The sequence below is a fragment of the Streptomyces sp. RPA4-2 genome (assembly GCF_012273515.2).
Taxonomy (GTDB): domain Bacteria; phylum Actinomycetota; class Actinomycetes; order Streptomycetales; family Streptomycetaceae; genus Streptomyces; species Streptomyces kaempferi.
Window position 1 is genome coordinate 1,725,578 of sequence record NZ_CP050975.2, and the last position, 24,127, is coordinate 1,749,704.

The 24,127-nt window shown below is 71.8% G+C and carries 22 protein-coding genes and 3 pseudogenes; 9 read left to right on the forward strand and 16 right to left on the reverse strand.

Annotated elements, in window-relative coordinates; all coding sequences use genetic code 11:
• Positions 1 to 99: 99 nt before the first annotated feature.
• Entirely contained in the window at positions 100 to 897 is a 798-nt protein-coding gene (locus HEP85_RS07215) for a crotonase/enoyl-CoA hydratase family protein (RefSeq protein WP_168527058.1), read from the forward strand.
• A 198-nt stretch (positions 898 to 1,095) separates the two neighbouring features.
• Here the strand turns inward: HEP85_RS07215 and HEP85_RS07220 are convergent, their stop codons facing one another.
• The 6 genes and pseudogenes from HEP85_RS07220 to HEP85_RS07245 all read right to left on the reverse strand — a co-directional run bounded on the left by HEP85_RS07220 (position 1,096) and on the right by HEP85_RS07245 (position 6,838).
• Positions 1,096 to 1,857, reverse strand: coding sequence for an SDR family oxidoreductase (locus HEP85_RS07220; protein WP_168527059.1), 762 nt, complete (start codon positions 1,855 to 1,857; stop codon positions 1,096 to 1,098).
• A gap of 16 nt (positions 1,858 to 1,873) precedes the next feature.
• A complete protein-coding gene (fabG, locus tag HEP85_RS07225) occupies positions 1,874 to 2,635 on the reverse strand; it encodes a 3-oxoacyl-ACP reductase FabG (protein ID WP_168527060.1) in 762 nt (253 codons plus the stop codon).
• A gap of 159 nt (positions 2,636 to 2,794) precedes the next feature.
• Positions 2,795 to 3,178 (reverse strand): DUF3037 domain-containing protein, encoded by a 384-nt coding sequence (locus HEP85_RS07230; protein ID WP_168527061.1) that lies wholly within the window; start codon positions 3,176 to 3,178, stop codon positions 2,795 to 2,797.
• Positions 3,175 to 4,020 carry a HipA family kinase gene (locus HEP85_RS07235; RefSeq protein WP_168527062.1) on the reverse strand — a complete coding sequence of 282 codons (846 nt, stop codon included), beginning with the start codon at positions 4,018 to 4,020 and terminating at the stop codon, positions 3,175 to 3,177. Before HEP85_RS07235 ends, HEP85_RS07230 begins: the two co-directional genes overlap by 4 nt.
• 81 nt (positions 4,021 to 4,101) lie before the next feature.
• A pseudogene (locus tag HEP85_RS07240) lies at positions 4,102 to 4,628 on the reverse strand (YbhB/YbcL family Raf kinase inhibitor-like protein).
• Positions 4,625 to 6,838 (reverse strand): FUSC family protein, encoded by a 2,214-nt coding sequence (locus HEP85_RS07245; protein WP_365225475.1) that lies wholly within the window; start codon positions 6,836 to 6,838, stop codon positions 4,625 to 4,627. Before HEP85_RS07245 ends, HEP85_RS07240 begins: the two are co-directional and overlap by 4 nt.
• A 192-nt stretch (positions 6,839 to 7,030) precedes the next feature.
• Here HEP85_RS07245 and HEP85_RS07250 point away from each other — a divergent pair, with 192 nt between their 5' ends.
• On the forward strand, positions 7,031 to 8,158 hold the full coding sequence (locus tag HEP85_RS07250; protein ID WP_211117863.1) for an alcohol dehydrogenase catalytic domain-containing protein: 1,128 nt from the start codon (positions 7,031 to 7,033) through the stop codon (positions 8,156 to 8,158).
• A 29-nt stretch (positions 8,159 to 8,187) separates the two neighbouring features.
• Here the strand turns inward: HEP85_RS07250 and HEP85_RS07255 are convergent, their stop codons facing one another.
• From HEP85_RS07255 to HEP85_RS07265, 3 genes and pseudogenes are all read right to left on the reverse strand, one after another.
• Complete coding sequence (locus HEP85_RS07255) at positions 8,188 to 8,727, reverse strand: hypothetical protein (RefSeq protein ID WP_369658168.1); 540 nt, start codon at positions 8,725 to 8,727, stop codon at positions 8,188 to 8,190.
• Positions 8,728 to 8,828: 101 nt separating this feature from the next.
• Positions 8,829 to 8,984 (reverse strand): annotated as a pseudogene (locus tag HEP85_RS07260) (maleylpyruvate isomerase N-terminal domain-containing protein); the annotation flags it as partial.
• A 195-nt stretch (positions 8,985 to 9,179) separates the two neighbouring features.
• Complete coding sequence (locus tag HEP85_RS07265) at positions 9,180 to 10,058, reverse strand: alpha/beta fold hydrolase (RefSeq protein ID WP_168527066.1); 879 nt, start codon at positions 10,056 to 10,058, stop codon at positions 9,180 to 9,182.
• 571 nt (positions 10,059 to 10,629) lie between these two features.
• On the opposite strand from HEP85_RS07265, the gene HEP85_RS07270 reads away from it, so the two are divergent.
• The gene (locus tag HEP85_RS07270; RefSeq protein ID WP_168527067.1) at positions 10,630 to 11,106 is read left to right on the forward strand and encodes a Rieske (2Fe-2S) protein; all 477 of its coding nucleotides are present in this window, start codon (positions 10,630 to 10,632) and stop codon (positions 11,104 to 11,106) included.
• A gap of 12 nt (positions 11,107 to 11,118) precedes the next feature.
• On the opposite strand, the gene HEP85_RS07275 is transcribed toward HEP85_RS07270, so the two are convergent.
• On the reverse strand, positions 11,119 to 11,757 hold the full coding sequence (locus HEP85_RS07275) for a cysteine hydrolase (protein WP_168527068.1): 639 nt from the start codon (positions 11,755 to 11,757) through the stop codon (positions 11,119 to 11,121).
• A 143-nt stretch (positions 11,758 to 11,900) separates the two neighbouring features.
• Between HEP85_RS07275 and HEP85_RS07280 the strand changes: the two genes are divergently transcribed.
• On the forward strand, positions 11,901 to 12,368 hold the full coding sequence (locus tag HEP85_RS07280; protein WP_168527069.1) for a pyridoxamine 5'-phosphate oxidase family protein: 468 nt from the start codon (positions 11,901 to 11,903) through the stop codon (positions 12,366 to 12,368).
• A gap of 160 nt (positions 12,369 to 12,528) precedes the next feature.
• Here HEP85_RS07280 and HEP85_RS07285 read toward each other — a convergent pair whose 3' ends face one another.
• Positions 12,529 to 13,431, reverse strand: a complete 903-nt coding sequence (locus HEP85_RS07285; protein ID WP_168527070.1) for a LysR family transcriptional regulator — start codon at positions 13,429 to 13,431, stop codon at positions 12,529 to 12,531.
• 248 nt (positions 13,432 to 13,679) lie between these two features.
• On the opposite strand from HEP85_RS07285, the pseudogene HEP85_RS07290 reads away from it, so the two are divergent.
• Positions 13,680 to 14,561 (forward strand): annotated as a pseudogene (locus HEP85_RS07290) (DMT family transporter); the annotation flags it as partial.
• 1 nt (position 14,562) lies between these two features.
• Here the strand turns inward: HEP85_RS07290 and HEP85_RS07295 are convergent.
• On the reverse strand, positions 14,563 to 15,894 hold the full coding sequence (locus tag HEP85_RS07295) for an aminotransferase class I/II-fold pyridoxal phosphate-dependent enzyme (RefSeq protein WP_369657635.1): 1,332 nt from the start codon (positions 15,892 to 15,894) through the stop codon (positions 14,563 to 14,565).
• A 35-nt stretch (positions 15,895 to 15,929) separates the two neighbouring features.
• Between HEP85_RS07295 and HEP85_RS07300 the strand changes: the two genes are divergently transcribed.
• Positions 15,930 to 16,619 carry a pyridoxamine 5'-phosphate oxidase family protein gene (locus HEP85_RS07300; RefSeq protein WP_248001864.1) on the forward strand — a complete coding sequence of 230 codons (690 nt, stop codon included), beginning with the start codon at positions 15,930 to 15,932 and terminating at the stop codon, positions 16,617 to 16,619.
• Between the two features lie 60 nt (positions 16,620 to 16,679).
• Here the strand turns inward: HEP85_RS07300 and HEP85_RS07305 are convergent, their stop codons facing one another.
• Positions 16,680 to 17,717 (reverse strand): DMT family transporter, encoded by a 1,038-nt coding sequence (locus HEP85_RS07305; RefSeq protein ID WP_168527073.1) that lies wholly within the window; start codon positions 17,715 to 17,717, stop codon positions 16,680 to 16,682.
• A 46-nt stretch (positions 17,718 to 17,763) separates the two neighbouring features.
• Positions 17,764 to 18,429 carry a Clp protease N-terminal domain-containing protein gene (locus HEP85_RS07310; protein WP_168527074.1) on the reverse strand — a complete coding sequence of 222 codons (666 nt, stop codon included), beginning with the start codon at positions 18,427 to 18,429 and terminating at the stop codon, positions 17,764 to 17,766.
• Positions 18,430 to 18,733: 304 nt separating this feature from the next.
• Here HEP85_RS07310 and HEP85_RS07315 point away from each other — a divergent pair, with 304 nt between their 5' ends.
• The gene (locus HEP85_RS07315) at positions 18,734 to 19,162 is read left to right on the forward strand and encodes an SRPBCC family protein (RefSeq protein ID WP_168527075.1); all 429 of its coding nucleotides are present in this window, start codon (positions 18,734 to 18,736) and stop codon (positions 19,160 to 19,162) included.
• A 101-nt stretch (positions 19,163 to 19,263) separates the two neighbouring features.
• On the opposite strand, the gene HEP85_RS07320 is transcribed toward HEP85_RS07315, so the two are convergent.
• Positions 19,264 to 19,908: a PadR family transcriptional regulator gene (locus tag HEP85_RS07320; protein WP_168527076.1), complete on the reverse strand. Its 645-nt coding sequence runs from the start codon at positions 19,906 to 19,908 to the stop codon at positions 19,264 to 19,266.
• A gap of 450 nt (positions 19,909 to 20,358) precedes the next feature.
• Between HEP85_RS07320 and HEP85_RS07325 the strand changes: the two genes are divergently transcribed.
• Positions 20,359 to 21,174, forward strand: a complete 816-nt coding sequence (locus HEP85_RS07325; protein ID WP_168527077.1) for a PhzF family phenazine biosynthesis protein — start codon at positions 20,359 to 20,361, stop codon at positions 21,172 to 21,174.
• 90 nt (positions 21,175 to 21,264) lie between these two features.
• Here the strand turns inward: HEP85_RS07325 and HEP85_RS07330 are convergent, their stop codons facing one another.
• Positions 21,265 to 22,065 carry a CPBP family intramembrane glutamic endopeptidase gene (locus HEP85_RS07330; RefSeq protein ID WP_168527078.1) on the reverse strand — a complete coding sequence of 267 codons (801 nt, stop codon included), beginning with the start codon at positions 22,063 to 22,065 and terminating at the stop codon, positions 21,265 to 21,267.
• Positions 22,066 to 22,260: 195 nt separating this feature from the next.
• On the opposite strand from HEP85_RS07330, the gene HEP85_RS07335 reads away from it, so the two are divergent.
• A complete protein-coding gene (locus HEP85_RS07335) occupies positions 22,261 to 24,030 on the forward strand; it encodes a substrate-binding and VWA domain-containing protein (protein ID WP_168527079.1) in 1,770 nt (589 codons plus the stop codon).
• The last annotated feature ends 97 nt before the right edge of the window (positions 24,031 to 24,127 follow it).

Below are 24,127 nucleotides of genomic sequence, written 5' to 3' on the forward strand. Positions count from 1 at the left end.
CCGGCGCCGCCATCGCGGTCCCGGGAGGTTCGCCACGAGCGCCCCGGGCCGTCAACGGTCGACCGCCCGGCACGGGCGGTGAGACAAGGGACATCCGACATGAACACCGAACCCACCACCGGCACCCCGGCCGACACTCCCACCGTGCACACCGAGGAGCTCGACGCGGTCCTCGTGATCACGATGGACCGGCCGAGGGTACGCAACGCTGTCGACGGCGCCACCGCGCGGGCCCTGGCCGATGCCTTCGACCGGCTCGACGCCCGCGACGACCTGCTGGTCGGTGTGCTCACCGGGGCCGGCGGCACCTTCAGCGCGGGCATGGACCTCAAGGCGTACGCGGCCGGAGACACCCCGATCATCCCCGGGCGGGGCTTCGCGGGACTCACCCGGACCCGACTCCACACCCCCCTCATCGCCGCCGTCGAGGGCTGGGCGCTGGGCGGCGGCACCGAGATGGCCCTCGCCTGCGACATGATCGTCGCGGCCCAGGACGCCACCTTCGGTCTCACCGAGGTGACGGTCGGCCTGGTCCCCCCTGAAGGGGGCATCGTGCGCCTGCCCGAACGCATCCCCCGCAACATCGCCGTCGAGGTCCTACTCACCGGCGATCCCCTGCCCGCCGAACGGGCTCATCAACTCGGCCTCGTCAACCACCTCACCCCCTCCGGCCACGCGCTCGCCAAGGCCGTGGAGGTGGCTCGCCGCATCGCGCGCAACGCGCCGCTGTCCATCGCTGCCGTCAAACGCGCGGTCAACGAGCGGACCGCGTACGGCGACCAGGAGGCGTTCCGCCAGCAGGACCGGCTCGTCGCACCGGTCCTCGCGTCCCACGACGCGCAGGAAGGCGCCCACGCCTTCGCCGAAAAGCGCTCACCCCACTGGGAAGGCCGCTGACCCCAGTCCGTTCCCCGGGCCTCGCCCCGCCCTCACCGAGGGCCGGCGGATCGTACGGCGATGCCCCGCCGGGAACCCATGGTCCCGGCGGGGCACTTGATCAACGCGTCGGTGACCGCGCGGGCACGACGGCGGGCGTCCGTGGCACCTGGACGCGGGCGCCGCGCGGGTCCGTCCGCGGCAGCGACGAGGCGTCCGTCAGCCCACGCCGGCGTTCAGGAAGATGCCGCCGTCGACCACGAGCGTCTGCCCGGTGATCCAGTCCGACTGTGCCGAGGTGAGGAACGCGGCGGCGCCTCCGATGTCGGAGGGCACGCCGAGCCGGCCGAGCGGGTAGGACGCGGCCGCCTCCGCCTCACGGCCCTCGTACAGAGCCTGCGCGAACTTGGTCTTGACGACGGCGGGCGCGATCGCGTTGACCCGCACCTTGGGCGCGAACTCGTGCGCCAGCTGCACGGTCAGGTTGATCATGGCGGCCTTGCTCATGCCGTACGCGCCGATGAACGGCGAGGGAGAGATGCCGGCGACGGACGCGATGTTGACGATCGCGCCGCCGTTCTCGCTCTGCCAGGCCTTCCAGGTCAGCTGGGCGAAGCCGAGCGCCGAGACGACGTTGGTCTCGAAGACCTTGCGCGCCACATTGAGGTCCAGGTCGGCCATGGGGCCGAACACCGGGTTCGTGCCCGCGTTGTTGACCAGGTAGTCGACGCGGCCGAAGGCCTCCATGGTGCGCTCGACGGCGACGGCCTGGTGGGCCTCGTCGTGCGCCTTGCCCGCGACACCGATGACGCGGTCGGCACCGAGTGTCTCGACGGCCTCCTTGAGAGCGTCCTCGTTGCGGCCGGTGATGCACACGCGGTCACCGCGGGCGATGAGGGCCTCCGCGACGCCGTAGCCGATGCCACGGCTCGCGCCGGTGACGAGGGCGACCTTGCCGGAGAGTTCGGGAAGTGCGGTCATGTCTGTGTCCCCGGCCTTAGTTGAGCGGTCCGCCGGCCACGTACAGCACCTGGCCGGAGACGAATCCGGCGGCCTCGCCGGTGAAGAAGGCGATGGCGTTGGCGATGTCGTCGGGGTTGCCGACGCGCTGCACGGGGATCTGGGTGGCGGCGGCGGCCTGGAAGTCCTCGAAGCCCATGCCGACGCGGGCGGCCGTGGCGGCGGTCATGTCGGTGGCGATGAAGCCGGGGGCGACGGCGTTCGCGGTGACGCCGAACTTGCCGAGTTCGATGGCGAGCGTCTTGGTCAGGCCCTGGAGACCGGCCTTGGCGGCGGAGTAGTTGGCCTGGCCGCGATTGCCGAGAGCGGAGGAGGACGACAGGTTGACGATCCGGCCGAACTTCGCTTCCACCATGTACTTCTGACAGGCCTTGGCCATCAGGAAGGCACCGCGCAGGTGCACGTTCATGACGGTGTCCCAGTCGGACGCGGCCATCTTGAACAGCAGGTTGTCGCGGAGCACGCCCGCGTTGTTCACCAGGATCGTCGGCGCGCCGAGCTCCTCGGCGATCCGCGCGATCGCGGACTCGACCTGGGCCTCGTCGGAGACGTCGCAGCCGACCGCGATGGCCTTGCCGCCGGCGGAGGTGATCTTCTCCACGGTGTCCTTGCACGCGGCCTCGTCGAGGTCGATCACCGCGACGGCGCGGCCCTCGGCGGCCAGTCGTACGGCGGTCGCGGCGCCGATGCCGCGCGCGGCACCGGTGACTACGGCGACGCGCTGCTCAGTGGTGGACATTGCTGGTTCTCCTCGCCCTTGAAAAGCCCTGCGGCCTGACATGTCCTGCGGCTCACACGGTACGCCCGTCCGGTGAGCGACCGCTTAGTACCTTCAGCAGACGTGACGCTAGAAGCCCTGGCACCCGGTGTCAACGGCACACGGCGCGGGTGTGATCCATTACCTGACCAGCAGCGCGAGCAACCGCTCCGTCTCCGCCTCCGGATCGGCGGTGAGCCCCGTGTGCACGGGCCCTGGCTGCAGCACCGTCGAGCGCGGCGCGATCAGCCAGCGAAAACGCCGGCCCGCATCGTCCCCCGCGGCCTGACCTGCCGCTTTCCCACCCGCGCAGACTCCTTCCACGGCGCGCAGCGCGGCCCGTACGCCCGCCACGTCGGCCTCCGGGTCCAGTACCCGCAGTTTCGTCTCATCCAGATGGGTGCGCGCCGCCACGAAGGACTTGGCGCGGCAGTACACCAGTACGCCCGCGTTGAAGCACTCACCGCGTTCGACGCGCGGCACCACCCGCAGCAGCGCGTACTCGAAGACGTCCCGCTCGCTCACGCGTCCCCCTCGGTGACCCTGGTGCCCTTGACTCCTTCGCCGCCACCGGGACCCTCGCCGCTCGTGCGGGCCGCCCCGGCTTCGGGGCCCTCGATGCCCCTGACCCGCTCGTGGATGACGGCGGCGCGGGCGAGGAGCGGCTCCGCGTAGGCGCGCCGCAGCGCCTCGGTGGACTCGAAGCCCGGCTCGTTCGCCAGCCACTCCTCCGGGATCGCGGCGGTCACCTCGGCGAGCAGTTCCGCGGTCACCAGCGGCGCCAGCTCGGCCGCGGCCGAGGCGATGTCCGGGCCGAAGGGCGCGAGCGCGTGGTCGGAGGCGTCGTACGGCTTGGCGGCGGAGGCTCGGGCACCGGGCCAGTGGTGGTGCCAGATCATGGTGGCGCCGTGGTCGATGAGCCACAGCTCGCCGTGCCACATCAGCAGGTTGGGGTTGCGCCAGGAGCGGTCGACGTTGTTGACCAGCGCGTCGAACCAGACGACGCGCCCGGCCTCCCGCGCACTCACCTCGAAGGCGAGGGAGTCGAAGCCGACGGCGCGCGAGAGGAAGTCCATGCCGAGGTTCAGCCCACCGCTCGACTTGAGCAGTTCCTGGACCTCCTGGTCGGGTTCGCCGAGCCCCAGGACCGGGTCGAGGCCGATCGTCACCAGTCCGGGGACGCGCAGGCCCAGCCGACGGGCGAGTTCACCGCAGACGACCTCCGCGACGAGCGTCTTGCGCCCCTGCCCCGCGCCGGTGAACTTCATGACATACGTCCCGAGATCGTCGGCCTCGACGAGCCCCGGCAGCGAACCGCCCTCACGCAGCGGGGTGATGTAGCGGGTGGCGGCGACTTCTTTGAGCAATGTTCCCGGCTCCCTCGTTCTCTGGCCGTACCAATCTACGGTCAGGCCCGCGTCCTCCGGGAAGCGGAGTGCCCCGTCCGGTCACCGCTCGTAGGTGCCGCGCATGGTTGCCCGCGCGATCGCGTGGGTGAACAGGAGGAAGTCCATGAGGGCGGGGGCCGTCGCCTCCGACACCTCCAGTTCTTCCACGTCGACGGCATGGACCACGAGGAAGTAGCGGTCCGGGCCGTTGCCCGGCGGTGTCGCCGGCCCGAGGTACCTCCTGTGGCCGGCGTCGTTGGTCAGGGTCACCGCGCCGCCGGGCAGATCGCCACCGTCTCCCGCCCCGGCCGGAAGGCCGGTCACGGAGGCGGGAAGGTTGGCGACGGCCCAGTGCCAGAAGCCCGAGGCGGTGGGCACGTCGGGGTCGAACATCGCGACCGTGAAACTTCGTGTCTCCTCGGGAAAGCCGGACCAGCTCAGCTGCGGCGAGATGCCGATCCGCCCGCTCCCAGGATGCCGCTCACCTGCGCACGGGCCAGTGGCTCGCCGTCGGCGACGGACTCCGAGGTCAACGTGAAGGTCCTGATCGGCGGCATGAAGTCGTACGGACCAAAGGGTTTGATCATGACAATCCCTCACTCCAGGGCGACGTCGTCGTTCCCGTCGCCGCTCGTGGCGTGCGAGCCGCGCCGATCGCCCGCTGCAGACTCGCGAGCCAGATGGCCGCGTCCACCGCGTAGTACAGCAGGGGGTCGGGGTCCCGGCCCGCGGAGGCGGCACAGACGTCGCGGATCACCGTGCTGTCGGCCGGCGCGTCGTCGGTGGCGCCGTCCACGGGAGCGGGCCGGCCCTGTCCCGAGCGCAGGTCGTGGCTGAACTCCAGCGTACTGAGCCGTAGTCGGTGAGCGGCGTCGCGCAGGTGCGCGGCGCTCAGCGGCCACGCGGCCAGCGCGCCCGGCGGGCAGTTGTCCAGCAGGATCTGGCCCATCGTGATGACCCGGTTGCCCACCAGCATGATCACCTGGAAGTCGGTGTCCGAGGCCACCCCTTCCGGCCGCCGTACGTGCCGCTCGATGGCGAACTCCGCGTAACTCGCCTCCGCGATCCGCTGGGCGAGCCTCGCCCCGGGCAGGGCGTCGGTCACCCGCGCACCCTCGGTGATGGTGTCGGTGACATCGGTGACCGCGCGGGTGCCCTGGTCGAGCACGCCCGCGCAGGCCCGCCGCAACTCGCCCGTGCCGCCGTGCGGCCACGCGAGCAGCCCGACGAAGGCCCCGATGAACGCACCGGCCAGCACGTCCAGCACCCGCGCGGCCGCCAACTCGGGCCCGCTGCGGGCCACCTGCGAAAAGGCGGCCGCCACGGTCAGGGTGAAGAACGCCTGCCCCCAGCCCGGCCCCAGCACGGAGCCCGATGCGAACGCCAGGAACATGCAGGGCGGAAGCATCACCGCGTACACCACCGGCGCGTCCACGGCGAAGTGCAGGATCAGCGCGGCCACGACCGCCCCCGCGAGCGTCCCGCGCAACGCGGGCCGCAGAGCGGTGCGGGTGTCGGCGGCGCTCGTACGCATCACGGTCAACGTCGTGAGCAGCGCCCAGAATCCGTGTGCCAGGCTCAGCTCGCCCACCACCAGCCGCACCGCCGACAGCGCCACCGCGGTGCGCACCGCGTTCTGGAAGCACACCGACCGCGGAGTCAGATGCGCGCGCACCCGCCAGTAGTACAGCTCCGCGGTCGACCTGCCCGCGTACCAGAACGCGCCGTGCACCTCCGGCGACGCCGTCCCGGCCGGCACGGGGGCGCCCAGCGCGATCCGGGCCGCTGTCACCACCAGATCCGCCGTGTGCGTGATGTCCAGGGCGATCGCACCGTCACGCACCGTCGTGGCGGAGTACGTGCCCGCCTCGCGCGGCCGCACACGATACGACTCGAACGCACGGACCGCCGCCCGGCACCACGACCGCGTCGGCGGCGGCGCCTTCCCGCTCAGAGCCCGTGCGGCGTCTTCGCAGGCTGCGGCCGAGGCCATCAGCAACCCCTGCGCGGCCGGTCCGGGCGGGGCCGCCCCCCTCTCCAACGACTCGGCCAACTGCCGCGTCTGCGCCAGGAGATGCCGCATGTGCCCGGCGCCCTCGGACAGCGCCCGGTCCCGCGCCGACGCCGACACGGGACGTTCGTCAGGCGGCACCTGGCTCATGCGCAGCGCCTGCGACGCCTCCAGCAACGACGCCGGATCGGAGCGCCGGGGTGGATCCGCCGCCAGCCCGTGCAGCGCGTCGGCCGCCACCCGTCCCGCCCGTGCGAGCCGGTCCTCGTACCGGCCCGGGCACGGCGCCGGCCAGAGCCACACCTCCGCCGCGGCCATGAGCAGCACTCCGGCCGCCAGGCCCGCGAGCCGCAACCCGAGCGTCGACGGGGCGTAGGGCGGGAAACACGGAAGGATGTAGAACAGCTGCAGCCCGTTGGCCAGCCCGACCATTTTCGGGCCGCCGACCCCGCTGTACGTCACCAGGAACCCCACGACGAGCATCCCCAGGGCCGCCGCCCACCCGTACACCGCCAGCCACGTACCGAGCGTCACCAACGCCATCGCGAGCGGCAGCACCACGAGCAGCGTCCGCGCCCGCTGACGCGGCGTCCCCGGCACCGACGACAGCCCGCCCGCCGCGACAGCACCGAACAGGGCGTAGATCGCGACGGTCCGGTCTCCCAGCCCGTACCGCGCGGCGTAGAACCCGGCGCACGCCACCACGGTGACCCGCGCCGAACGCCGCGCCGCGGCGAGACCCGCGTCCCGGGTCCGCGGCCACTCCGTCCAGCGCAGCACTCCCACCGATCAACCGTAGGCTCCCACCGGTGGCCGGACCACCGCGCGGGCGTCCGCGCGGTGGGTTCCGGATGCGCGGGCGGGACAGGCGCAGGAACCTGGTGATGCCGGAAGCGGCGGCCGCGATGACCGGCGACGGAATCCGGGTCCCGTCACGCGCACCCGCCCCCTTGTCCGCCGGCGGAAGCGAGGCCACCCATGCGGATGCGAGCAGCCCGGATGCACGGGTACAACGAGCCCCTCCGGATCGAAGAGGTTCCCGTACCCGAACCCGCGCCGGACGAGATTCTGCTGAAGGTCGCCGCGACCGGCATGTGCCGAAGCGACTACCAGCTCGTCGACGGCTACTTCAAGGGCCCGTTCCCCGTGGATTTTCCCTACATCCCGGGCCACGAGGTCACAGGCCGGGTGGCGGGACTGGGCAGCGGCGTACCGGAATCGGTCGGCTACTCGGAGGGGGACATGGTCGTGGTCAACCCCAGCTGGGGTGACGGCACATGCCGTCAGTGCCGCGAGGGCAACGAACAGCTGTGCAGCGGCAACGGCAGGTGGGTGGGCTTCGGCCCTCCGGGAGGCTTCGCCGAGTACATGACCGTGCAGTACCGGCACGCCGTTCCGGTCTCGGAGGAGGCCGCGAGGACGCCCGAACTCCTCGCTCCCATGACCGACGCGGGCATGACCCCGTACCGGGGAATGAGGAAGCTGCGGGACGCGGGCAAGCTCGGACCCGCCCGCACCGTCGCCGTCACGGGCATCGGCGGTCTGGGCAGCTACGCGGTCCAGTACGCGAAGCTGCTCGGAAGCGGAGCGACCGTGGTGGCCCTCGCGCGCACGGACAGCAAGCTGGACGTGGCGAAGGAGAACGGCGCGGACCACGGGGTCAACGTCAGGGACAAGTCCACCGAGGCCGTCCAGGACGAACTGGAGGGGCTCACGGGCCGCAGGACGATCGACGCCATCCTGGACTGCGTCGGCGGCGAGGCGTCCATCTCGATGGGGTTCGACCTGCTGGGCCCCGAGGGCGCGCTGGCGGCCGTCGGCCTCATGAGCCACCGTGTGGAGCACAACCAGTTCCCCTTCGTGGGGACGGAGCTGTCCTATCTCGGTTCCTTCTGGGGCAACCACAGACCTCGTCGAGGTGCTCTCCCTCTCCGAAGCGGGCCTGGTCAAGCACAACGTCACCAAGGTCGCGCTCGAGGACGTCAACGAGAACCTGGAGGCCCTGGGGCGCGGCGAGATCGTCGGGCGGCAGGTCGTCGTCTTCGACTGAGTGGGCACCGCGGACGCCCGCTGATCTCCAGCGGGCCGTCCGGGTGTGCGCGCTGATCTCCGGCGGGGCGCCCGGGTGTACGCGCTCAGATGATGTCGAGGCAGTCGAGGAACGGCGTCGCGGCGAACGTGTCTCCGGTGATGCGGCAATGGTCGCGCCAGGGTGTGCGGGTGGTGCCCCATGCGATGAAGTCGGATGCCGTGCTGCTGATCCTGGTGGCGCCAAGGGCCCCCGGTCGCACGGTCAGGGGTCCGTCCTGCCGGGCGGCGGGGAGGACGGTGACGGTGGTGGCGCCCGGTCCCGTCAGGTCGAGGACGAGGGGTTCGGCCACGGTGGCGGCGAGTTCGGGCCCCTGCATCTGGGGCAGGCCGGCGAGCATGAACGCGACGGCGGGTGCGACCAGGCCGTCGGTCTCCTCGGGCACGGCGAACGGGAGCGGACCGTCCGGGGCGAGCATGTCGTGGCGCAGGTGGCACAGGACGTTGAACGCCACGGTGTTCGCCAGGAGATGTCGCGGGTAGGTCCCCAGGCCCGGCACCTCGACCGGCTGCCCGGCTCGCGCGGGCTCCTGGGCCGACTCCAGGATCTCCAGCTGCCTGGGGGTGAAGTCGCGCCACTCGTCCACGACTTCGGCGTGGCTCCAGCCGCGGCGCTCGTCGACCCGCAGGTCGTGGTAGCGCTCGCGGTTCTTGGGCAGGGTGGGGTCCGGGGCGGGGGTTCGACCGCTTCGTGGGCGAGGGCCCCCAGGTGGGCGATCACGTCGATGACGCGCCAGCCCGCACAGGCGGACGGCAGTTCCCACTGCTCGTCGTCCACCAGGGACACGACGTCCGCCAGGTGCTCGCTGCTCAGGCGCGCGGAGGACAGTCCGGCACCGGTCATCGGTTCCTCCCTCCAGGACCGGCCCGAGGACCCGCCCCGAGGACCGGGAACCGGGCCGGACGGGCGTCGGGCAGAAGTGGTCACATGGGGGTTCGGCGGGACGTGCGGTAGGTGGCGGCCACGTCGGCACGGCCGGGTCCGTCGTCCGCGGCGAGTACGCCACTGATCGAATTCAGTCCGTCACTGTCGAAGGAGTCACGGGATCTTCGGCTCTGTCGAACTCCGGTTCGCCTGTTGGCGGAGGTAGTCGTCGGCGGCGGCGACGATCAGGCCCGCGACGGCCTGCGGGTGAGAGACGAGGGAGACGTGGGAGGAATCGATCTCCCATGTCCTGCGCGCGTGGGAACGCTTCGCCTCAAAGCGTTCGAGACGGGGATCGATGGCCCGGTCCTGCTTTCCGACGAGTACATAGACAGGCTTTTCCCGCCACGCCACAGCGCCGACTTTGTCCGTGAACGCCGACAGTGCGAGGGGGCGTTGCGTGGCCGCCATGATCCTGGTCTGCCTCTCGGGGAGGTCCTGAGCGAAAACGGACCGGATCTTGTCGGCTCGAATGTACACGTCCGTACCGGTACTGCCGTCGCCATTGCGGAACGGAACCTGTCGGAACGAACCCGTGATCTTGGTCGGCGGGAATTTGGCGGACAGGCTGGAAAAGGACTCACCTTTGTCGGGCATGATCGCATCGACGTAGACGAGCGCCTTGACCTGGTCCACGCCCTCCGCGGCCTGTGATATCGCTTCGCCGCCGTAGGAGTGGCCCACGAGGACGATCGGGCCCTTGACGGACTTCAGGAGGCTGTTCAGGTACGTCGAGTCCTGGGGCATGCCGCGCAACGGATTGGCCGGAGCGATGACCTGGTAGCCGTCGCGCTGGAGACGCTCCACCACCCCGTTCCAGCTGCTGCCGTCGGCGAAGGCCCCGTGCACGAGCACCACGGTCGGCTTACTGCCGGGGATGGTACCGACGGGGCCATGGGGCGCATGGGCCGGAACCACGGCCAGCCCGGCGAGGACGGCGACGGCGGCCACCCCTGTTTTCCTGCCGGACATCATGAAGTGACGGGCTTTCATATGCTTGCCGTTCCTTCAGGATTCGAATATCGAAGGGGCTTGCGCACGAGCCGACAAACAGGTTCGGCGAGCCAAGTCGCGCCTGATCGCGAGAGGGTTTAAACATTCTCATGCAAAAATACCGCTCACCGAGATCCGGGGCAACCGCAGTCACCGCCCGACCCTGCCGGGCCGACAGCAGCGCCGAAGGGATTTCACGCCGCCCCCCGAATGATGAGGACTCGAATATCAGAATTCCACTATCCGAATTCCACTTCATCACCCGGAACGGAATGGGACCCTTTTGATCGGCCCGCACACCGGCGCGGGCAACGGGCACGGAAGTTTCACGAAGCTCGAACGCGAATTCCAGCACGCACCAGGGAGCACGCACCAGGGGCTCGTCACGCGGCCCTGTCGGCGTGCCGTGCCGCAGGATCTCAGCGGTGGGGCAGGCTGTCGACAGCGGGCGGACAAGCTGTCGGCCCGCTGTCGATCAGGTCAAGAAGTCGCCACCCCCTGAACAGGTCACGGCGGTGGAGCGTACTTCTGTACGGATCAACCCATCACATCCATCGGAGGGAAAGTCAGCATGACCAGCGAATCGCTTCACCCCGCCCCGGCCCCGGCACGCCGCACCGTCGTGGCGGCGGTCGGCGCGGCGGGACTCGCCGTCGCGCTGACCGCGTGCGGGTCGGAGGACAAGTCCTCCGTCTCCTCCTCCAGCGCGAGCAGCGGCAGTTCGGGCGGCGGCGACAACGGCGCGGCCAGGAACGCGGGCGGCACGGTCCTCGCCAAGACCGCCGACATCCCGGAGGGCGGCGGCAAGGTCTTCGCCGACCAGGGCGTGGTGGTCACGCAGCCGACGGCGGGCACCTTCAAGGCCTTCTCGTCCAAGTGCACCCACCAGGGCTGCGCCGTGAAGGACATCTCGAACGGCGTGATCACCTGCCCCTGCCACAACAGCCAGTTCTCCGCCACGGACGGCAGCGTGAAGAAGGGGCCCGCGACGCAGGCCCTGGCGGCCGCCGACATCAGCGTGGACGGGGACTCGATCAAGCTCGCGTGACCCCGGCGGGCGTCAGCGGCGCGGTCGCGCGAAACAGGCCAGCACGTCTTCGGTGGTGGTGACGGTGGCGACGAGGGCGAGCGTGTTGCGGATCATCGCGGGGGTGTAGTCGGAGGGCACTCCCGCGATGGCGTCCGCGGGCACCACGACGGTGTAGCCGCGGTTCACGGCATCGAACACGGCATTCGGGACGGCGACGTTGGCGGAGACACCGGTCACCACGAGGGTGCGGCAGCCCAGGTTGCGCAGCAGCGCGTCGACATCCGTCCCCGCGATCGGCGACAGCCCGTGCAGACGGCGTACGACGAGGTCCTCCTCGGCGACCTCGATCGGGGCGGCGACCCGGACCGCCGCCGTCCCCGGCAGCTGGCGCACGGGAAGCCGTTCGGCGGCGCGGAAGAGCCGGGCGTTGCGGTTGGCGCCGCGCCCGTCGGCGCGCCGCTCCGCGACCGCGTGGATCACCTGCACCCCGCCCTCATGGGCCGCGGACACCAGCCGGGCCACCTGCGCCAACGCCCCGGAGGAGCGGGCCTCGTCGGCGAGTTCGGGCAGTGCGCTGCCAGGACCCACCACGCCCTGCTGGCACTCGACGGTGAGCAGCACGGTGGTGGCGGGATCGAGGAGTTCACGGAGCTGTTCGTACGACGGCACGGTTCCCCCTTGTCGTCGAGGGTCGGGGCGGGGGAGCGTAACGACCATTGCGTGGGGACGGAAGACGCCTCATGCTTTTTCTGACGCAACGTCAGAGGATCTCTGTCGACGTACCAGGCCGACGTGGAAGAAGAGGTGACCGTATGACCGTCACTCAGCGCAGGGGTCGGAAGATCATGATGACTCCCGGCGAACTGGACGAGTTCCTCACCACCCAGCGCACGTGCCGCGTCGCGACGGTGTCGCAGGACGGCGTCCCGCATGTGAGCGCCCTCTGGTTCGCCTGGGACGGCACCTCGTTGTGGCTCTACTCCGTGGTCCGCAGCAAGCGGTGGGCCCAGTTGCGGCGTGACCCGCGGGTCGCGGTGGTGGTCGACTCCGGGGAGGAGTACGACCAGTTGCGGGGCGTCGAGCTGTCCGGGACGGTGGAGTTCGTGGGCGAGGTCCCGCGCACCGGGGAGCTCCGCGCCGAACTCGACGTCCCGGAGACCCTGTTCGCCCGCAAGAACTTCGGTCTGGAGGAGATGCCGCACGACGGCCGCCACGCGTGGGCGCGGCTGACTCCGACGGCGATCGCCTCCTGGGACTTCCGGAAGCTGCCGCCGCTGTAGAAACGCGGGGCGGCGGCACGCAGGCCGGTGCGCCACCGGTCGGTCAGGTCGACCAGGCGTCACACCGGTTGGCCAAGTCGGTCAGGTGAACCAGGCGTCACACCGGTCGGCCAAGTCGCTCAGGTCGGCCGGGCGCGGCGCCAAGGACAGGAGGGTCGGGTCAGTGGACCCCTTCCCCGGCCGCCCGCAGTGCCTCCACCGCCGCCCTGATCGACGGGCGGCGGTCGGCGTCCGCCCGCCAGACGACGTACACATGGCGCCGTACACGCTGGCGCAGCGGCACCGTGACGACCCCCTCCGCCATCGGACGACGCCCGAGCACCGGCGCGATGCAGACGCCGAGCCCCGCGGCGACCATGCTGAGCTGGGTGTGCGTCTCGGCGGCGCGATGGCCGACGTGTGGCTCGACGCCCTTGGAGCGCAGCGTGAACATCAGCCACTCGTGGCAGAACTCGCCCTCGCCCCAGGTGATCCACTCGTCCTCGGCGAACTCGGCCAGGTCGACCTCCGCGCGGTCAGCGAGCCGGTGGCCGACCGGCATCGCCACCTCGGCCGGGTCGTCGAGGATCGACGCCTTCACCAGGCCGTCGGGCAGCGGCATCGGCTTGTTGTACCAGTCGAGCACCACCGCCAGGTCGAGGTCGCCGCGCACCACTCCCGCGACCCCGGCCTCCGGCTCCAGCTCGCACGAGCGCACCCGCAGCCCGGGGTGGTCGGCGCGCAGTGCGGCGAGCGCGGTGGGGAACAGCCCGCGGGCGGCGGTCGGGAACGCCGAGAGCCGCAGCTCGCCGACGACCTGGCCGCGCTGTGCCTCCAGGTCGGACTGGGCGAGTTCGACCTGCGAGAGGATGCGCGCCGCGTGGTCGGCGAGGAGCCGGCCCGCGTCCGTGAGCCTCACGCCTCGCCCGTTCTTGGCGAGCAGCTGCTGCCCCACCTCGCGCTCCAGCTTGGACATCTGCTGGGAGACGGCCGAGGTCGTCACGTGCAGCCCGTCAGCCGCGCCGCTCACCGAGCCGTGCCGGGCCAGGGCGTCGAGGGTGCGCAGGCGCTCCAGATTCAACATGTAAGCAATGCTACGAGATACCGGTCGAGAAATCTCGCTTGTGCTACGAGATCGTTCTGCTTCATCGTTACGACCATGACCACCGTCGCCGCACCGGGCACCCCCTCCCCCGAACCGACCGCCCCAGAATCGACCGCCCCTGAATCGACTTCCCCCGAGCCGGTCCCCGCCGAGCCGATCCCCACGGAGCTTAAGCCTCCGCCTCCCAGGCCTCCGCCGCCCGTGCGTCCACCGACCACGGGCCGAGCCGCCGCGCCGCGCTCGACTGGCGGATCCGCTTCGGCGCGCTCTCGCTCATCTGGGGGTTCAGCTTCCTGCTCATCAAGGTCGGCACGGAGAGCTACGCGCCGTTCCAGGTCACCCTCGGGCGGCTGGTGTTCGGAACCGCGGTGCTCGCGGCCGCGATGGCGGTGAAGCGGGAGCGGCTGCCGCGCGGAGCCCGCACCTGGGGACATCTCGCGGTCGCGGCCCTCCTGTTGAACGCGCTGCCGTTCTCGCTCTTCGCCTACGCGGAGCTGACGATCCCCTCCACGCTCGCGGGTATCTGCAACGCGACCTCGCCCCTGTGGGGCATGGGCCTGTCCATGGTCGCCCTGTCCGAGGACCGGCCGACCCGGCGCAGAGTCGCGGGTCTGGGCCTCGGCTTCCTCGGCGTCCTGACGGTCCTGGGCGCCTGGCAGGGTTTCCACGGCCTGGACGCCACGGGTACGGCGATGGCCCTGCTGGCCTCGCTGAGCTACCCGGTCGGCTGGATATACGTCCGTCGCACCCTGGCCGGCTCCGACCACTCGCACCTGTCCATGACCGGCGCCCAGCTGCTCCTGGCCACCGCCCAACTGGCCCTGGTCACCCCGCTGTTCACCACCGTGCCGAGCCACTTCCCGCTCGTCCCGCTGCTGGCCACGGCCGCCCTGGGCGCCCTCGGCACGGGCTTGGCCGTCCTCGTCCAGTACGGCCTGGTCGCCGAGGTGGGCCCGACCACCGCGCAGATGGTCACGTACTTCATCCCGGTCATCGCCACCGCGGCGGGGGTCGCCGTCCTCGGCGAGTCGCTGACCTGGTCGACACCGGTCGGCGCGGTGATCGTCCTGGCCGGCGCGGCGCTCACCCGGACCAGGAGCCGTCGATGACTCACACGTAACGGCGGGCGGGCGCGGGACCCGCGGCGGAGGCGACGGCGTCCGCCAACGGTCCGATGTCGTCCGGCGTGAGCGTCGAGACGGTGATCCGGATGCCGGGCGGCGCGCTCATCCGGAAGCGTGCCCCCGGCGCGACCGCCCAGCCCGCGTGCAGCAGCCGCGCGACCGCTCCGGTCTCGTCCGGGACGGGAATCCAGACGTTCATCCCGCTGCGCCCGTGGGCCTCGATGCCACGCTCCGCGAGCGCGGTGATCAGTGCGTCCCGGCGCCGCCCGTACGCGGCCGCCACCGCCGGCACTTCCACCGCACCGCTCGCCCACAGATGTGCGACCGCCCGCTGCAGCAGCCGGCTCACCCAGCCGGGGCCGAGCCGCTGCCGCCCGTGCACACGGTCCATGGTGACGGCGTCCCCCGTGAGCACGGCGAGCCGCAGGTCGGGGCCGTACGCCTTGGCGACGGAGCGCACCAGGGCCCAGTGGTCGGTCACTCCGGCCAGCGGATGCAGGGGCAGATCGACGATCCGGTGTCCGTGGTCGTCCTCGACGAGCAGGGTGCGCGGGTACCGCGCCAGCACGGAACGCAGGGCACGCGCGCGTGTGGCGGTCACGGCGGCGCCGGTCGGGTTCTGCGCCCGGTCCGTGACGATCAGCGCGCGGGCGCCCCCCTCCAGCGCACGTCGTACGTCGTCGGGCAGCGGGCCCTCGTCGTCGACGCGCACCGGGACCGTGCGCAGTCCCAGCGCCGGCGCGAGATCGAACACGCTGCCCCACCCCGGGTCCTCCACGGCGACGGCGTCACCCGGCTTGAGATGGGCCGCCAGGACGCGCTCGATGCCGTCGAGGGACCCGGACGTGACGACGACGGGACCCTCCGGCACCCCGTCCGCGTCGAGATCGGCGCGTGCGAGCCGCCACAGTTCCGGTTCCACGGCGGCGTCCCCGTACAGCACGGGGTCCCGGTCCGACTGTCCCGCCGCCGCGGCGAACGCCTCCGCGAGGCCGGGCAGCAGAGCGCGGTCCGGGTTGCCGTCCACCAGGTTCCGTACACCGTCCGGCACCTCGACCCGGATGTACTCGCGCCCCGTGGTGACGGGCTTGGAGCGGACACGGCTGCCTCGGCGGCCATCCGTCTCGATCACCCCGCGTTCCCGCAGCACGCGGTACGCGGCGGCCACGGTATTGGGATTCACCCCCAGCCGCGCGGCCAACTCCCGCATCGGGGGCAGTGGCTGTCCCGGTTCGAGCGCTCCGGCGCCCACCGCACGCTCGACGCTCGACGCGATGTCGGCTGCGCGGCGCCCTTCGATCGGATACTCTCCTAGCACAAAGAAGATTATGCACTAGTGCAATGGGGAGCGCAATGTCGGAGACGAGCACACAGCCAGAGACGGCGCGGGCCGCCGCCTACACCCCGACCGGCCGCACCGTCCCCACGCGTTCCAAGGAGCGCGCCGCGTACGACCACGAACTGGTCCACGCGATACTCGACGAGGGCTACGTCTGCCACCTCGGCTTCGTCCGGGACGGCGCGCCGGTGGTGCTGCCCACCCTCTACGCGCGGGTCGGCCGACGCCTCTACCTGCACGGGTCGACGGGCTCGCGGCCCCTGCGGATGGCCGGCGGGACCGACCCCGGTCTGCCGGTCTGTGTGACCGTCACCCATGTCGACGGACTGGTCCTGGCCCGGTCCGCCTTCCACCACTCGATCAACTACCGCTCCGTGGTGGTGCACGGCATCGCCCACCAGGTGACGGATCCGGACGAGAAGCGGGAGGCCCTGGACGCACTGGTCGACCAGGTCGTCCCCGGCCGCTCCTGCGACTCCCGCGCGGCCAACGCCAAGGAACTGGCCGCCACCGCGGTGATCGGCCTCGACCTGCGCGAGGTCTCCGCCAAGCTGCGCACCGGCGGCCCGAACGACGACCCCGAGGACCTGGCCCTCCCCCACTGGACCGGCGTCGTTCCCGTCACCAAGGGACACGGCACCCCGATCCCCGCCGCCGACCTCGCCCCCGGCATCGACGTCCCCGACTACCTGACGGCCCGGTAGCGAGGAACAGCGAGGGACGAGGCCGGGAATCCGACCCGTCCGACCCGTCCGTGACGTCCGTCAGCTCCGGACCTGGGCCGTGCCGCCCCGGGCGGACAACTCCCTTGCGGGATCGCCCGCTTCGACACCGGCCGCACCGCCCAGGAACGGCCCCTCCGAAGGTTTCACCGGCGCCGACGACTGCGCGATGAAGGCGCCGGCCAGCACGACGGCACCGCCGACGATCTGCGGAGCGGACAGGTGCTCACCGAGCAGGACCCAGGCGAGCACGGTGGCGATGACCGCCTCCAGACAGGCCACGACGCCCGCGACCTGCGGGGAGAGCCTGCGCACGGAGAGCACGCCGGTGACGTACGCGACGACGGTCGCGATCAGCACGATCCAGCCCAGGAGCAGGGCGGCCGGAACGGACGTCCCGTTCATGTCCGCGCCGCCGCCGAGGACCGACCAGTCCATCGTCCAGGGCCGTGCGACGAGCGTCAGCAGGAGCGAGCCGACGAGCAGTCCGTACGCGATGACGCCGAGCGGGTCCGGTGCCTCGTCCCCCGCGTCGCTGCCCTGGTCGGACAGTACGAAGTAGCCGACCTGGCAGCAGGCGGCGCCCAGCGCGAGCAGCAGCCCGAGGGCGTCGAAGCCGAGCCCGGACCACACCTCGACGACACAGGCGAGTCCGCCCGCCGCGAGGACGACACCGAGTGCCGCGGCACGCGTCACGGGCCTGCGCTGCACGAACCGCACCCAGCCGAGCACGAGCGCCGGCGCGAGGTACTCGACGAGCAGGGCGACGCCGACGGGTATGCGGGAGATCGCCGCGAAGTAGCAGGCCTGGACACCGGCCACGGCGAGCAGACCGAACCCGGCCAGCAGCGCGGGACGCCGCCGAAGCAGCGCGCGATGGCGTACGGCCAGCGGCAGCATCACCAAAGCGGCGCCCGTGACCCTCAGCCACACCACGTGGAGCGGGTCCAGACCTGCCTCGATCAGCGGTTTCGCCGCGACACCCGATCCGCCGAAGGCGACCGCCGACACGAGGGCGAGGCCCAGGCCGACGCCCTTTCCACGATTGCCCTGACTGCCCTGAGACGTATGCACCGGCACATGATGACAGGCGACGACATGAGCGTCACCCCCGATGACTCCTGTCTCATCGGCTGGACTCCGCGCCCGGGACCGTCCGGTACCCGCCTGCGGACCTGCCTGCGGACCCGTCTGCCTGTTCGCCCGCGCATTCGTCCGCACATTCGTCCGCGCATTCATTGCGCAGCGCGCTCTCGATCCGCGGGAGCAGCACTCTGGCGTCCGCGCCCGCGCGCCGGAGTACCTCGACGGCCCGCGCCTGCGGATCGGCGACGATCGCGGCGAGCAGGTCGAGACAGCGGGCCCGCGCCTCACCGCGCAGTCCGGCGCGTGCGCACGCGCCCTCCATGGCACCCGCCGCCACCGGGGACCAGCCCGCCTCGACCACCACCGGCACGGCACCCGAGTCCTCCACGGCGCTCTGCCAGCGCAGCCCGTAGCCGATGCTGCGCTGGACGAGATAGCCGAGCAGCCGGGCGACCTGTGGGGCACCGTCGAAGACGGCGCGCACCCCCTGGTCGGACTCCAACAGCGAGTGCAGCAGGTGGGCCGTGTCGATCTGCCGGTCCCCGTCCCGCAGCGCCCGTCTGCGCGCGGCGGAGACCACCGAGGCGAGCTCGTCACTGAGCCCGGCCTCGAGTTCCGTACGGTGGGGACCGCTCTCGGCGGCCGACTGCGAGGGGATACGGGGTGGCACATCTCCCACCCCATCAGCCCCCGGGATCCGGGTCATCCCCGGAGGGCAGCATTTCCACGTCCCACACAGGGTGGGCAGGCGCGAGCGAGTTCTCCTCCTCAGGGATGACTTCGCACGGATTTCTCCCCCGGGCGCGCGCCGCCTTGCGTCGCGCCCCGCACGCGACCGCGCCACGGACGAGTGACCGGCCCCGGTCCACCGCCGCTCCCCCGGCCGCCGGGCCTTCCCGACACCGCAATTCCTGACGGTTCATCAGTCTTGAATCTTCCAGGGCCTGCGGCTACCTTCCGCGACACCGTAGCTGCGCCGAGCGCAGCGCCCGACACGAAGGGGTGGCCGCATGGCCGAAGTCAGCGCGGAAGCACGCATCGAGGCACCGGCCGAGAAGGTGTGGGCGCAGCTCACGGACTTCTCCTCGTACGGCGAGTGGAACTCGACCCACACCAGCTTCCCCAAGGGCGGCCCCGCCTCACTCGAGGTGGGCGGGACGTTCGAGGAGAACATGAAGCTCATGGGGTTCCCGGCCGAGGTCGGCTGGACCATCGAGGAACTGGAGCCCGCCCGCGTCCTGGCCATCCGCGGAAAGGGACCGATGGCCGTCACCGTCGCCACCCGCTACACGCTGACCCCCGACGGCGACGCCACCTCGGTGCGCATCGACGGGGAGTTCATCGGCGCCGCCGTCTCGCTGATGGCCGGCAAGCTCAAGGACTCGGCGACGGCCGCCCTCAACGAGTCGTTGCGCAAGCTGGGCGGACTGGTGACCTGAGTCCCGCACCTGCGCCGAGGCCCGCACCCAGCCGCCGTAGGCGGAAAGGCGCCCCGCGAAGACACTTCCACGGGGCGCCGTCAGGTACCACAGCATGCCCGTCAGTCCTCGTCGGCGAGGATCAGGTACAGCTTCTTACGGGCTTCGTTGATGACCGCCAGGGCCTTGTCGCGCTGGTCCTTGCTGCCGGTCTTCCAGACCTGACCGAAGGCCTCCATGAGGCCGAAGCCGGCCTGCCGGATCTCGTGCAGCGTCTCCCAGTCGACTCCGCGCCCGGCCTCTTCCCAGGGAGCGTCGGGCCCCTCCTCGGCCGCGCCGCGGCCTTCCTCGGTGAGCGAGAACAGCTTCTTGCCGCCCTCGGCCGTGTTCGTGATGAGACCTTCGTCCTCCAGCAACTGGAGGGTCGGGTAGACCGAACCAGGGCTGGGCTTCCACGCCCCGCCACTGCGCTCGGCGATCTCCTGGATCATCTCGTAGCCGTGCATGGGCCGGTCCTTGAGCAGCGCCAGGATCGACGCGCGTACGTCACCGCGCCGCGCCCTGCCCCGGGGGCCGCCCCGGCCTCCGCGCCCGCCACCCCAGGGGCCCGGGCCGAAGCCCGGTCCGCCGAAGCCGCCGGGACCACCGGGGCCGAAGGGCCCGAAAGCCCCGCGCCGCCCCTCGAAGCGGCCCCTGCCCCGCGGGCCGGGTCCGCCGTGCCGGCCGTGTCCACGTTCGAATCCGAATTCCTGTCCTTCGGAACGCATCGCCATCACTCCATCCGTCTTTCCGTTGATCGACCCATCTTTCGTTGATCGGTCGCGATGCGTCAACGATATATCGGAACAGCTCGCTGAGCAACCCTCGGAGGCCGGGCAACCCTCGGATGCCGGATGCCGGGCAACCCTCGGATGCCGGATGCCGGGCGGCTCTCGGATGCCGGGCCTGCCGAAGACTCGGTGGAAGGAAGCCGCCTGCCGCGTACAGCCGGGTCGAAGGGGGCCGGGGTCACGACGCGGGAGCGACGGCCGGCGGGGCCAGAGCGCCGGAACCCGGGCGAGACGGGCTGGAACCCGCACGCGGGGGCCGGAACCCGGGCGAGGCGCGCCGGTATCAGGGCGAGACGGCTGGGAACCCGCGAGGGGCGGCCCGAAAGCGGGCCAGAACCCCGGAATTGGCCTTGTCCCCCGGCTCCCTGGGGCCGCTAGCGTCGGGACATGCGGATTCGAATCGTCGACGCCTTCACCGATCGCCCCTTCTCAGGCAACCCGGCCGGGGTCCTCCTCCTCGGCCCCGACGGCTTCCCCGAGGACGACTGGCTGCGGAACGTGGCTCTGGAGGTCAACCACGCGGAGACGGCGTTCGCGCACCCCTTGCCCGAGGGCGGTGACGCCGACTGGGCGCTGCGCTGGTTCACTCCCGCGAGCGAGGTCGCGATGTGCGGGCACGCGACCCTGGCCACCGCACACGTCCTGCGCACGACGGGCACCCACACGGGACCGGTGCGGTTCGCCACCCACAGCGGCGTACTCCACGCCACGCCCCAGGAGGACGGCACCCTCACACTGGACTTCCCGACCGCGCCGCTGACCCCCGTCGGCGTACCCGACGGCGTCGCGGAGGCGCTCGGCGCCGAGCCGCTCACGGCCTTCGACACGGGCCCGAACACCGGAGACCTGCTGATCGAGGTCGCCGACGAGAAGACGGTGCGCGGGCTGGCTCCCGACCTCGGGGCCCTGGCCCGGTACTCCGAGCGCGGCATCATCGCGACGGCCCGCTCGACGGACCCCGCCCGGGGCTACGACTTCGTCTCGCGGTGTTTCTTCCCGAACATCGGCATCGACGAGGACCCGGTCACCGGCAGCGCCCACACGGCCCTCGCGCCCTACTGGTCCGAGCGTCTCGGCCGCCCCGACCTGACCGGTCTGCAGGCCTCCGCGCGCTCCGGTCTCGTCCGCACCGGGCTGCGCGGGGACCGTACCCTCCTGACCGGCAGCGCGGTCACGGTCATCGAGGGCGAGCTGCTCGTGTGACGGCGGACGGACGGCGGCGTACGAACGTACGGACTGAGCCGTCGCGGCACGCCGGCGCGCTCGGCGGCGAGGCGCCCGGCGGCGGGGCGATCACGCCGTGGGCAGCCACCCCACCTTCCCCGCCAACACCGCGTACCCGACGAACGCCCCGATGTCGAGCAGCGAGTGCGCGACCACGAGGGGCCCGACCCGGCCCCACCGCCGGTACAGGTAGACGAAGACGACGCCCATCACCATGTTGCCGACGAAGCCGCCGATGCCCTGGTAGAGGTGGTACGAGCCGCGCAGCACCGCGCTCGCGACCAGGGCGGTGCCCGGAGTCCAGCCCAACTGGCCCAGCCGGCGCAGCAGATAGCCGACGACGATGACCTCTTCCAGCACGGCGTTCTGCACGGCTGACAGGATCAGCACCGGGTACTTCCACCACACGTCGGGCAGCGCCTCCGGCACGACCGTGAGGTTGGCGCCGAACCCGCGCGCCAGCAGATAGAAGGCGATGCCCGTGCTGCCGATCACCGCCGCGACGGCGGCCCCGCGTCCGAGGTCGGGCCAGGGCCGCGTGCGGTCGAACCCGATCACGCGCAGCCCCTGACCCTCCCGCAGCAGCAGGTGCGCGACCAGCGCGACCGGCACCAGGGCCGACGCGATGCCGAACAGCTGCCACGCCAGATCCAGCCAGGGCCGGCCCGGCGCGGCCGAGGCGTTCAGCGTGGCGGCCTGGTCCTTGAGACCACCCGGTTTGGTGACCGATCCGACAAAGCTGATCAGCGCGGACACCCCGCTGGCCCCGAGCGAGAGCCCCAGGACGAGCAGTGTCTCGTCCCGGAAAATCCTTCGCGTCAGCCGCTCCCCAGGAAAAGAACCGGCCGGTGACCCCGCCTCCACCTGCACTCCCGCCTCCAGTTGAGTAATCCCGCCTCATCCCCATCTTCGCCCCGCTAGGGTCTCGAAAGAAGTTGCGAAGATCGTGCGCGACAGGCCGTTGGGGGACGGACGCCGTACGGGCGTGCCTCCCCTTTTCGCCCTCTCCCGGCTTTCATACGTCTGCCTCGCGGCACCGGCTCACCCACGGAGGGCACCACCGTCATGGGACGTCACAGCTTGCCCCACCAGTCCGGGGCGGGCACGGCCGACCCCCGTCCGCGCCCGCGCCGCCGCACGGTGGCCCTCGCGACGGCACTGGTGGTGACGGTCGCCGCGGGCGCGGCGGCCGCGGTCAACGGCGGCCTGTTCGCCATCGGTTCGTCCTGCCGGGACAGCGCCGTGCACATCACGGTCGCCGCGTCACCCGACGTGGCGCCCGCTCTGAAGGCGCTCGCCGACCATGCCCGAGAGCGCGACATCACGTCCGACGGGCGCTGCATCGACGTCACCGTGACCGCCCGCGAGTCGTACCAGGTCGCCCAGTCGCTGGGGTCGGGCAAGAGGGCCGGCTTCCAGGCGTGGGTGCCGGACTCCGACGTGTGGGTGGACGGGGTCACCACACGCAGCGGGGCGCTCCAGGTCACCAAGGCGGGCAACGTCGCGTCCTCACCGGTCGGTGTCGCGATGGTCCCGTCCGCCGCCACGTCGCTCGGGTGGCCCGCCAAGACGTACACCTGGGCCGAACTGGCCGACGCCTCGATGCGGGACGACCGGTTCAGGCTGGGCGCGGCCGACCCGGCGCGCAGCGCGACCGGCCTGCTCGCGCTGACCCGGCTCAGCGGAACGGCGGACGGGACCGAGGGCGGCGGCATCCGGGCCGCGGCGCTGGCCAAGACGCTCTCGCCGCGCACGTCCGACAGCGACCGCCAGGTCCTCGACACCCTCCCCCGCGACGCCTCCGGTGCCGAGCGGAGCGACCCGAGGCGCAACCAGGCGCTGTTCCTCTCCGAGCAGTCGGCGTTCGTTCACAACTCCTCGTCCGGCCGCGGGCTCGGGCTCGACCTGTTCTATCCCAAGGACGGATCACCGCGGCTCGACTACCCCTTCGCCCTCGTCGACCGGCCGCGGCTGAGCACCGACGAGAGCCGGGCCGCGCTGCGCTTCATGACGCTCTCGGGCGAGCCGGAGGGGCGGCGGATCCTTCAGCGGTCCGGGTTCCGCACGGACGACGACGAGGTGTCCGGCGCGCTGGTCGCCAAGGCCGGCGGCCGTGCCCCGCAGCCCTTCGACCGCGCCGCGACCGAACCCCTCCCGGAGAAGGCGGTCGAAGAGGCGCTGGGCACGTGGACGATCACGGTACAGAGCGCCCGGATCACCGCCGTCGTCGACGCCTCCGCGTCCATGTCGCAGCCGGTGCCGGGCACCGGCCGGACCCGTATGGACGTCACCAAGGCGGCCCTGCTCCAAGCGCTCGCCACCTTCACCACGGAGGACGAGATCGGGCTGTGGAAGTTCTCCACCCGGCTCGACGGCGACCGCGACTACCGGGTGCTCGTGCCGACGCAGCGCCTCGGTGACCGGGAGGGCGGCAACGCCCAGCGGGCGAGACTGGCGGGGGCCTTCAACGCCCTGAAGCCCGTGCCGAACGGGGCGACGGGCCTGTACGACACCACCCTCGCCGCGTACAAGGCGGTCACCTCCGGCTACGCGAAGGGCAGGTTCAACGCGCTGGTCCTGCTGACCGACGGTGTCAACGAGGACCCGGGAAGCATCTCGCGCGCCGCTCTCGTCTCCCGGCTGCGGCAGCTCGCCGACCCGCGGCACCCGGTGCCGCTGATCGCCATCGCGGTGGGCCCGGACGCGGACAAGGCGGAGGTCGAGGAGATCGCCAAGGCGACCGGCGGCTCCGGCCAGGAGGTCAGCGATCCCTCGCAGATCCACTCGGTGATCCTCAGGGCCATCGTGCGAGCGGCCGCCCGCAGCCGGGGCTGAGGACGGCACCCACGCCTGCGGCGAGGCCGACGCGGCGCTCACACCCGCGGCCGGGGGTACTCACACCCGGAGCGGTGGTCACACCCACGGCCGGGAC